The organism is Variovorax endophyticus, from assembly GCF_025376855.1.
Taxonomy (GTDB): Bacteria; Pseudomonadota; Gammaproteobacteria; order Burkholderiales; family Burkholderiaceae_C; genus Variovorax.
Window position 1 is genome coordinate 1 of sequence record NZ_JAHUTH010000066.1, and the last position, 10,554, is coordinate 10,554.

A 10,554-nucleotide genomic window follows, 5' to 3' on the forward strand; every position below is an offset into this window, starting at 1 on the left:
GGTGCTGAGGGCGGCACGGGGGATGCTGATCACCACCGAGGCCCGGCCGAATGCGGCGAACCATGCGCTCGACATGGGCGAGACCACCGCGCGGCTCGCGAATGCGCGGGCGCTGCACCGCGGGCTGGCCGAAGCCGCCCTGGCCGCGAAGGCTCAGGATGCCGGCGACGACCAGTCGCGGGTGGCGCAGGTGTTGGCAGCCCAGAACGATGCGATCCGTGGCGGCCCCGGCGATCCGGCCGCTGGCCGTTGCCCCGAATTGCAGGCGGCGCAGCTGCTGCTCGCCAGCGCGGCTGGCATCGCCGCCACCACGCCGGGCAGCCTGCACCTGCAGGCCGGCGGTCCCCTCGCGCTCACGAGCGAAGGTCCCGCGAGCTTCAGCGCGCTGCGCCGGCTGCTGGTCGCCGCGCGCGAGGGCGTGCGCCTGTTCGCGCTGCGCCACGGCATGCGGTGGATCGCGGCCAGCGGCGCGGTCCGCGTCGAGGCGCGCGCCGGCGCGATCGGCCTCGAGGCTCGCGGCGCCGTGCGCATCACCAGCAGCACCGCGGACATCCGCATCGCGGCGCCGAAGCGCATCGTCGTCAACGGCGGCGGCAGCTTCAGCGAATGGAGCAGCGAGGGCATCGTGCACGGCACGCCGGGCCGCTGGGTCGAGCACGCGGCCAGCCACGTCAAGACCGGGCCGGTCGATCCTCCCTTCTGAGCCCGCGTCTACTCCCTTCGCCGTACGTCCTCGAGCGCCGCCTATGCCGTTAGCTAGGCCTTAAGGCGGATTTGCCCATGACTTCTCGCGCCGGAAACTCACCGCTTCTTACAGGCAGCCCTTGCCGTTGACGGAGTGCGAGCGGATGAGTTGGCGAACAAAAGTGGTCTGGAGCGAGGGGATGCTGCTGCAGCCCCAGCACCTGCAGCAGAGCGAACGACATGCCGATCACGCGCGGCACGTGCTGCTGCGCTCCACCACGCCCTATGCCTGGGGCTTCGCCGAACTGGAGATCGACCAGGCCGCGCTGACGCTGGGCAAGCTGGCGCTGGTGCGCGCGGTGGGCGTGTTCGGCGACGGCACGGTGTTCGACATGCCGGCGGTCGATCCGCTGCCCGAACCGATCGACATCCCCCAGACCATGCGCGACGAGGCCGTGGTGCTGGCGCTGCCGCTGCGCCGCGCCGGGGCGCGCGAGGCCGATGCCGAGGAGTACGAGGAGCTGGTGCGCCACCGCGTGCTCGAGTCCGACGTGCCCGACTCCAACACCGCGGGCGAGCGCATCGCGATGCTGCAGCTGGGCCAGCTCCACACGCGGCTGATGCGCGCGAGCGAGGCGACCGATGCCTGGACCACGCTGGGCGTGGCGCGCGTGGTCGAGCGCCGCGTCGACAACCAGGTGCAGCTCGAGCGCGCGATGTTGCCGCCGCTGCTCGACGTGGCGGGCCATGCGGTGATCCGCGCCTGGCTCGACGAGCTGCTGGGCCTGCTGCGCCAGCGCGGCGAGGCGCTGGCCGGGCGCATGACGCAGGGCGGCACCGGCGGCGTGGCCGAGATCGCCGACTTCATGCTGCTGCAGACCGTGAACCGCAACGAGGCGGTGTTCGCGCATCTCGCGAAGAGCGCGATGCTGCATCCGCAGCGCTTCTTCGAGCAGGCGCTGGGCCTGGCCGGCGACCTCGCGAGCTTTCGCGACTCGCGCCGCGTGGCGCGCTTCGGCCCCTACATCCACGACGACCTCGCGATGAGCTTCCGGCCGCTGATGGACGACCTGCGCCGCAGCCTGTCGATGGTGCTCGAGCAGTCGGCGATCCGCATCGACCTGCACGACCGCAAGCACGGCGTGCGCGTGGCGGTGGTCAGCGACGTCGAGCTGCAGCGCAACGCCACCTTCGTGCTGGCCGTCAACGCGCACATGCCCAGCGAGGCACTGCGCGCGCGCTTCCCGACGCAGGTCAAGATCGGCCCGGTCGAGCGCATCCGCGACCTCGTCAACCTCGCGCTGCCGGGCGTCACGCTGACGCCGATGCCGGTGGCGCCGCGCCAGATCCCGTTCCACGCGGGCGCGAACTACTTCGAGCTCGAGACCCGCAACAGCGACCTCTGGCGCCAGCTCGAGCAGTCGGGCGGCGTGGCGATGCACATCGCGGGCGACTTCCCGGGCCTCGACCTCGCGTTCTGGGCGATCCGTGGCTAGCCACGGGCAAAGGACGGACACACCATGACCACACCCGACCCCTTCGCCGCCTTCGAGTCCGAGCGCACGGTCATCAAGCCCAAGCCGCGCACGCCGGCCAATGCGCCGGCGGCCTCGGCCGCGCCCGCGCCTTTCTTCCCCGCCACCGATCCCACGCCGGTGGCCGACCTCGGCGAGCTCGGCCTGCTCAATCCGCTGGTGTCGGCCGCCGGCAAGCTGCTGGTGCTGATCGGCAAGCTGCGCAACCTGGTGCAGCCGCCCAACGTGCCGGCGCTGCGCGCCTCCACCGCCGAGGCCGTCAACCAGTTCGACCAGAACGCGCGCCGCGCGGGCGTGGGCAACGAATCGGTGCTGGCCGCGCGCTACGTGCTGTGCACCGCGCTCGACGAGGCGGTGGCCAACACGCCCTGGGGCGTGCAGGCCGGCTGGAACAAGCAGAGCCTGCTGGTGCAGTTCCACAACGAGACCTGGGGTGGCGAGAAGGTGTTCCAGCTGCTGGCCAAGCTCGCGCAGGACGTGCCCACGCACCGCCAGCTGCTCGAGCTGATCTACAGCGTGCTGGCGCTCGGCTTCGAGGGCCGCTACCGCGTGGTCGACAACGGCCGCGCGCAGCTCGACTCGGTGCGCCAGCGGCTGGCCGACCTGATCGCCAAGGACCGCCCCGCGGTCGAGCCCGAGCTCTCGCCGCACTGGCGCGGGCAGGGCGCGGGCACGGTGCGGCTGCGCGAGTCGCTGCCGCTGTGGGTGTTCGCGGCCGGCTTCGCGCTGCTGCTCGCGCTGGCCTGGTTCGGCCTGCGGCTCACGCTCAACTATCGCTCCGACACCACCTACTCGGCGCTGTCGAGCCTGCGCGTGCCCAACATCCAGATCGCGCCGCCGGCCGCGCCGGCCAAGACGCCGCGGCTCGCGCGCTTCCTCGAGCCCGAGATCAAGCAGGGCCTGGTCACCGTGACCGACGAGGCCGACCGCAGCGTGGTGCGGCTGCGCGGCGACTCCTTCTTCGGCTCGGGCAGCGCCGACCCGATGGCGCAGTCGCTGCCGGTGCTGCGCCGCATCGGCCAGGCACTGGCCGAGGTCAAGGGCGAGGTGCTGATCACCGGCCACTCCGACAACCAGCCGATCCGCTCGCTGCGCTATCCGTCGAACTGGCACCTGTCGGCCGCGCGCGCCGATGCGGTCAAGGGCGCGCTGTCGACGCTGGTCGATCCGGCGCGCATGCGTTCCGACGGCAAGGCCGATGCCGAGCCGGTCGCGCCCAACGACTCGCCTGCCAACCGCGCGCGCAACCGCCGCGTCGAGGTGGTGCTGCTGACCGAGCCCGAGCGCCTGGCGTCGGCGCCCGCCGCCGCCGCGCCGCCTGCGCCGTCGCCCGCCACGGGAGCGAGCAAATGATCAAGAAAATCTTCGGCTTCCTGTTCAGCCCGCTGCTGCTGACGCTGCTCGCGCTGATCGTCGTCGCGCTGCTGATCTGGTGGATCGGCCCGCTGGTGAAGATCGGCGCGCTGGCGCCGCTCGAGAGCGAGACCGTGCGCGCCATCGTCATCGGCGTGATCGTGCTGCTGGTGCTGCTGCGCGCCATCTACCGCCGCTGGCGCGCGCGCCGCGCCAGCCAGCACCTGACCGACGGCCTGATGAAGGCGCCCGCGGCCAAGGCCGGCACGCCGGTGGCCGGCGAGCAGCAGATCCTCGACACCCGCTTCAACGAGGCGGTGGCCACGCTCAAGCAGATGAAGCTGCACGCGGCCGGCAAGAAGCCCGGCTGGCGCGACTGGCTCTCGATCTCGGGCGGCAGCTATCTCTACGACCTGCCCTGGTACGTGTTCATCGGCGCGCCGGGCGCGGGCAAGACCACCGCGCTGGTCAACTCGGGCCTGTCGTTCCCGCTGGCCGAGAAGTTCGGCCCCGGCGCCATCCGCGGCGTGGGCGGCACGCGCAACTGCGACTGGTGGTTCACCGACGAGGCCGTGCTGATCGACACCGCGGGCCGCTACACCACGCAGGACAGCAACCAGTCGGAGGACAAGAGCGCCTGGGAAGGCTTCCTCGGCCTGCTCAAGAAGGTGCGCCCGCGCCGGCCGCTCAACGGCGTGTTCCTCACCGTCAGCGTCGGCGACCTGCTGAGCCAGGGGCCCGAGGCGCGCTCGCAGCTCGCGGCCTCGATCCGCGCGCGCCTGCTCGAGCTCGACGGCAAGCTCACGACGCGGCTGCCGGTCTACGTGCTGGTCACCAAGAGCGACCTGCTGTACGGCTTCACCGACTACTTCGACGACCTCGGCAAGGAGCAGCGCGCGCAGGTGTTCGGCTTCACGCTGCCGCCCGAGGAGAACCAGCAGGTCGACGAGAAGGGCCTGTCGCTGGCCTTCCAGCGCGAGTTCGCGCTGCTGCACCAGCGCGTCAACGACGGCCTGATCGCGCGCATGCAGCGCGAGACCGACGGCACGCGCCGTGCCGCGATCTTCGGCTTCCCGGCGCAGTTCGGCGCCATCGGCCCGCTGCTGTCGGACCTGCTCGACCAGGTCTTCACCGGCTCGCGCTTCACCCAGCCGCCATGGGTGCGCGGCGTGTACTTCACCAGCGGCACGCAGGAAGGCAGCCCGATCGATCGCGTGATGGGCAGCCTGGCGCGCAGCTTCGGCATCGAGCGCGCGATGCTCGCGCCGCAGAAGTCGAGCGGACGCAGCTACTTCCTCACCACGCTGCTGCGCGAGGTGGTGTTCCCCGAGCAGCGCCTGGCCGGCGCCGACGTCAAGCTCGAGCGCCGCCGCCACACGCTGCGCTTCGCGGCCGTGGCCGCGATGACGCTGCTGACCGTGGGCCTGCTCGCGGCCTGGGGCTACAGCACGCTGCGCAACATGGACTACCTGAAGTCGGTCGAGGCGCGCGTCGATCCGGCCAAACAGAACCTGGCCGCGCTGCCGGCGCGGGTGCAGAACCTGGTCGAGGTGGCGCCGGTGCTGCAGAACCTGCGCGACATCTGGCGCACGCCCGAGAACCGCCTGGGCGACGAGCCGCTGGCCATGACCCTGGGCCTCTACCAGGGCGACAAGCTCGATGCCGCCGCCATGCTGGTGCACCAGCGCGCGCTCAACGAGGCCTTCCTGCCGCAGATCGCCAAGCGGCTGGAAGACCAGCTGCGCACCGCGCAGAAGGACAACCTCGAGTACACCTACGAGGCTTTGAAGAGCTACCTGATGCTCTACCAGCCCGAGCATTTCGATGCCGAGGCGCTCAAGGCCTGGATCACGCTCGACTGGTCGCGCAGCCTGGATCGCGGCATTCCCGAGGAGCAGCGCAAGCAGCTCGAGGACCAGCTCGACGTGCTGATCGCGCAGGGCCCGCCGCGCTCGCCGCTGAAGATGGACGAGAACCTGGTGCGCAGCGTGCGCGCCGTGCTCGCGAGCTATCCGCTCGAGCAGCGCGTGTTCAGCCGCCTGAAGCGCCAGCGCGCCTCGCGCGACATCCCGGCCTTCAGCGTGGCGCAGGCCACCGGTCCCTCGGGCCCGCTGGTGTTCGAGCGCATCAGCGGCAAGCCGCTGACCGAGGGCGTGCCCGGCATGTTCACCTACGACGGCTACCACAAGCGCTTCCAGAACGAGGTGGTGGTGCTGACCGGCCTGCTCGCGCAGGAGGACCCGTGGGTGCTGGGCCAGGACCGCAACACCGCCGACCGGCTGCGCGACGTGGCCGCGCTCGGCGAGCTCACCGACCGCGTGCGCCGGCTCTACCTGGCCGAGTACGTCAAGCAGTGGGAAGCGCTGCTGGCCGACGTGCGGCTGATCCGCGTCACCGGCCTCGACAAGAACATCGAGACCGCGCGCATCCTCTCGGGCGTGGATTCGCCGCTCGCGAACTTCCTGCGCGCGGTGGTCAAGCAGACCACGCTGATTCCCGCCGCCGATGCCAACAAGGACGTGGTGAGCAAGGCGACCGAGACCGTGCGCAACACGCGCAAGGGCCTGGAAGACCTGTTCGGCGGCGACCCCGGCCGCCAGGTCGCGCCGGGCAAGCGCATCGAGAGCATCGTCGACGACCGCTTCGAATCGCTGCGCCGCCTCGTCACCGCCGGCGGCCCGAACCAGCCGGCGCCGATCGACGACGCGCTCAAGCTGTTCAACGAGGTCTACGTCTACCTCAACGCGGTCGACACCGCGGTCAAGGGCCGCACCTCGCCGCCGCCCGGCGACGTGGCCGGCAAGCTCAAGTCCGACGCCGGTCGCCTGCCCGAGCCGGTGCGCAGCATGATCGAGAACCTGAGCCAGACCGGCGCCACGCAGGCCCAGGTGGCCGAGCGCGGCAACCTGAGCCAGGACCTGCGCCCCGTGGCCGAGTTCTGCGCGCGTGCCATCGCGGGCCGCTATCCCTTCGTGCAGAACAGCAAGCGCGACGTGCTGCCCGAGGACTTCGGCCAGATGTTCGGCGCCGGCGGCCTGATGGACGACTTCTTCCAGAAGCGGCTGGCCGCGCTGGTCGACACCAGCACGCGGCCGTGGCGCTACAAGCCCGTGGCCGAGCGCGGCGCCATCACCACGCAGGCGCTGGCGCAGTTCGAGCGCGCGGCGCGCATCAAGGAGATCTTCTTCCGCGGCGGCGGGCGCGGTCCGTCGATGCGGCTCGATTTCAAGCCGGTGGAGATGGACGCGAGCATCACGCAGTTCATCCTCGACGTCGACGGCCAGCTCGTGAAGTACGCGCACGGCCCGGTGGTGCCGATGGCGGTGCAGTGGCCCGGACCGAAGGGCAGCAACCAGGTGCGCGTGCAGGTCAGCCCGCCCTCGGCGACGGGCAGCTCGGGTTCGGCGGTGGATGGGCCGTGGGCGCTGTTCCGCACGCTCGACGACGGCCAGCTCGAGGCCGGCGACGCGCCCGAGAAGTTCTTCATCACCTTCCAGGTCGGCAACCGGCGCACCCGCTTCGAGGTGACGACCAACAGCGTGCAGCACCCGATCCGGTTGAAGGAACTGCGCGAGTTCTCGTGCCCGGAGGGCTTGTGAACCTTGCCTCGTCCCCGTTGTTCGCTTCCACGCAATTGCCGGGATGGTTCGGCAAGTTGCCGGGGATGGGGGACTTCGCGCACCGCCGGCTGCCGGAGTCGTTCCGGGGCGTTTGGGATGCGTGGCTGCAGCGCGGGCTGGCCCGGTTGCGGGATCGGCATGCGGACTGGACTTCGCACTACCTCGAGGCGCCGGTGTGGTGCTTCGTGCTGGGGCCTCGGGTGGCGGGGGAGCGGGGGTGGATCGGGGTGTTGATGCCTTCGGTCGATGGGGTGGGGCGGTACTTTCCTTTCACCGTGGCGGTGGAGCTGGAAGACCCGTTGCTGTCCGAGTTCGAGGGGGCTGCGTTGGTGGCGGCCTTGCGGTGGTGGGGGTTGGCTACGCAGGCTGCTCTGGAAGGGCTGGAGCTCGATCTGGATGCGGCTCGGTTCGATGCGGCGCTGGGTCGGTTGTTCGGTGCTGCTGGGTCTGATGCTTCGTCTTCTGAAGGTGCCTTGGCTTTGCCTTTGGAAGGGGCCTCCTTGTGGATCGGGGATCCTGCCGTTGAAAGCGGGCTGCGGATGGTTTGCGTCGGGCTTCCGATGGATCTGCAGTTCGAGGCGCTGTTTCTTGGGGGAGGGGAGTGAGCTTTGTCTTCCTCTGATTGTTTTGTTGAGGCTGTCGGCCGGGAATTCGCCCCGGCGGGCGAGTCACTTTCTTTTGTCTCGCCAAAAGAAAGTAACCAAAGAAAAGGCGACCCCACTGTCTGTGTCCCTTCGCTTCGCTACGGGCAACCTGCGGTGCTCGGAGAAAGCGGGGGTCCGCAGAACTCGCTGCACTTCGTTGCGCTCAGACAGCTGCGGCCCTTATCCCGCTTTCCCCTGCGCTCCTCGGCACAGCCAGAGGGGAGTGGTTCGGGCCATCGCTGCGCTCGGCCCAGCATGCCGAACAGGCCTTCGCTTCGCTCGGCCGGAGTGAAAGACCCAGGGCCTGTGCGTCCCTACACCCCACACAAGGACGCGCCATGGCGCGTTGACTCTCATCCCCTCTGGCTGTGCCGAGGAGCGCAGCGTTTCGCGGATAAGGGCTCGCAGCTGTTTGAGCGAAGCGAGTTCTGCGAGACCCCGCGAAACGCGAGCACCGCAGGTTGCCCCGGAGCGCAGCGAAGGGGTCGCAGACAGTGGGGTCGCCTTTTCTTTGCCTACTTTCTTTTGGCGAAGCAAAAGAAAGTAGGTCGCCCGCCGGGGCGAGACCCGGCCGACAGCCTCCCGCCAGGAGCAAGCCCCGAAGAGGCCCGGAGGACCCGATGACCGAAGAAACCAAACCCGAAGGCAGCGACGACCGCACAAGAGTCGTCCCCCGAACCACGCCCCTGGACGACAGCGCCACAGTCATCACGTCCGGCCAGCCCACGCGCACCAACAGCCCGTTGTTCGCCCCCACGAATCCCCCGACAAATCCAGCCACGGGCCCATCCCAAGGAACACCCCACGAAGCCGGCCTCCTCCCCGTAGGCAGCCGCCTCGCCGAATTCGAGATCACCCGAGTCATAGGCCAGGGCGGCTTCGGCGTCGTCTACGAAGCCTGGGACCACACCCTCGAACGCGTCGTAGCGATCAAGGAATACCTCCCCTCGTCCCTCTCCACCCGCCAGAACGACGGCAGCGTCGTCCCCCTCTCCGAACGCCACCGCGAAACTTTCGACCTCGGCATGCGCAGCTTCATCAACGAAGCCCGCCTGCTCGCCCAGTTCGACCACCCCTCGCTGCTCAAGGTCTACCGCTTCTGGCAGGAGCGCGGCACCACCTACATGGTGATGCCCTTCTACCGCGGCGACACCCTGCGCCAGGCACTGGTGTCGATCCCCGCGGGCGTCGACGAGGCCTGGCTCATCCGCATCATGGACGGCGTCACGCAGGCGCTCGGCGTGATGCACGGCGCCAACTGCTATCACCGCGACATCGCGCCCGACAACATCATCCTGCTCGAAGGCTCAGGCCGGCCGGTGGTGCTCGACTTCGGCGCGGCGCGGCGCGTGATCACCGACAAGACGCAGGCGATCACGGTGATCCTCAAGCCGGGCTATGCGCCCATCGAGCAGTACGCCGAGATGCCCGACATGTCGCAGGGCGCATGGACCGACGTCTATGCGCTCGCGGCCGTGATGCACGTGGCCGTGTGCGGCCGCGCGCCGCCGCCGTCGGTGGCGCGCCTCCTGTCCGACAGCTACGTGCCGCTCGCGGGCAACGAGATCCTGCGCCAGCGCTACAGCCCGCAGCTGCTCGAGGCGATCGACGCCGGGCTCGGCGTGCGGCCCGAGGCGCGGCCGCAGTCGATGGCCGAGCTGCGCGCGGCGCTCGGGCTCGAGACCAGCCAGAGCATCGCACCGCCCGCGCATCCCTCGCAGCACGCGCGCGGCACGTCGGCGGCGCCGGGGCCCAACAGCCGCAGCGGCGGTGGCGGCAAGACGGTGGTGCTGCCGCCCGCGCCGGCACCCTCGGCGGGTGCGCGAGCGGGCGGCAACAAAACGGCCGTGGCGCTGGTCTCGGTGGCGCTGCTCGCGGCCGCGGCCGGCGGCGGCTGGTGGTGGTTCCAGGGGCGCGGCCATGGCGACACGCCGCCGATCGCGAGCGCGCCGCCGCCATCCGGTGGCGACACGCAGCAGGTCGCGCAGACACCGCCGCCTCCGCCACCCCCTCCGCCCGCGCCGCCCCCGGCACCGCGCACGGCGCTCGAATCGCTGCAGTCGCTGGCCGGCGGCGCCGCGGCCGGCTTCGATGTCACGGCCTCGGCGAAGAAGCCCGAGGTCGCGATCGGCAAGGACAAGCTGGCCTTCGAAGTGCGCAGCAAGCGCGACGGCTACGTCTACGTGTTCCTGCTGTCCAGCGGCGGCGAGATGTTCCTGCTGTTCCCGAACCTGCTCGACAAGTACAACAAGATCACCGCCGGCAGCCCCCTCGCGCTGCCGCGTGCCTCGTGGCCGATGGAGGCCGGCGGGCCCGCCGGGACCAACCAGTTCGCGGTGCTCGTCAGCGAGCACGAGCGCGACTTCGGCGCCTCGGGCGTGCAGAACGAGGGCGTGTTCCCGCAGTTCCCGCTGCCGGTGCTCGCGGCCCTCGAAGCCACCCGCGGCAGCGGGCCTTCACCGCTGCTGGGCAAGCCTGTGTGCGCGCCCGGCACGCCCTGCGACGACGTCTATGGCGTCGCCAATTTCAAAATCGTCGAGAAGTAATCGTCTGTAGAGCGTGACCCGACGGGCCACCTTTCCACGAAGGAGATCTTCACCATGAACAAGCACCTTCCGGCCCTCGCGCCGACGCCCGCGCCGGTCCTGCACCGCGCCGCCGTGGCCGCCGCGACCGCCGCCGCCGCCTTCCTCGCGGGCTGCGCCGTGCCGCCGCCCG

At 70.5% G+C, this 10,554-nt stretch carries 6 protein-coding genes; all 6 read left to right on the forward strand.

Annotated features, from left to right (window positions below):
• Window positions 1-703 (forward strand): DUF2345 domain-containing protein (locus KV106_RS39965; RefSeq protein WP_261218103.1); only part of this gene is annotated, 703 nt, incomplete at its 5' end.
• 145 nt (window positions 704-848) lie between these two features.
• Window positions 849-2,180, forward strand: a complete 1,332-nt coding sequence (tssK, locus tag KV106_RS39970) for a type VI secretion system baseplate subunit TssK (protein WP_261218108.1) — start codon at window positions 849-851, stop codon at window positions 2,178-2,180.
• 24 nt (window positions 2,181-2,204) lie between these two features.
• Window positions 2,205-3,572: a DotU family type VI secretion system protein gene (locus tag KV106_RS39975; protein WP_057597709.1), complete on the forward strand. Its 1,368-nt coding sequence runs from the start codon at window positions 2,205-2,207 to the stop codon at window positions 3,570-3,572.
• A complete protein-coding gene (gene tssM, locus KV106_RS39980; protein WP_261218115.1) occupies window positions 3,569-7,171 on the forward strand; it encodes a type VI secretion system membrane subunit TssM in 3,603 nt (1,200 codons plus the stop codon). Before KV106_RS39975 ends, tssM begins: the two co-directional genes overlap by 4 nt.
• Window positions 7,172-7,188: 17 nt before the next feature.
• The gene (gene tagF, locus KV106_RS39985) at window positions 7,189-7,797 is read left to right on the forward strand and encodes a type VI secretion system-associated protein TagF (RefSeq protein ID WP_261218116.1); all 609 of its coding nucleotides are present in this window, start codon (window positions 7,189-7,191) and stop codon (window positions 7,795-7,797) included.
• Window positions 7,798-8,456: 659 nt separating this feature from the next.
• A complete protein-coding gene (locus KV106_RS39990; protein ID WP_261218118.1) occupies window positions 8,457-10,382 on the forward strand; it encodes a serine/threonine-protein kinase in 1,926 nt (641 codons plus the stop codon).
• Window positions 10,383-10,554 lie beyond the last annotated feature (172 nt).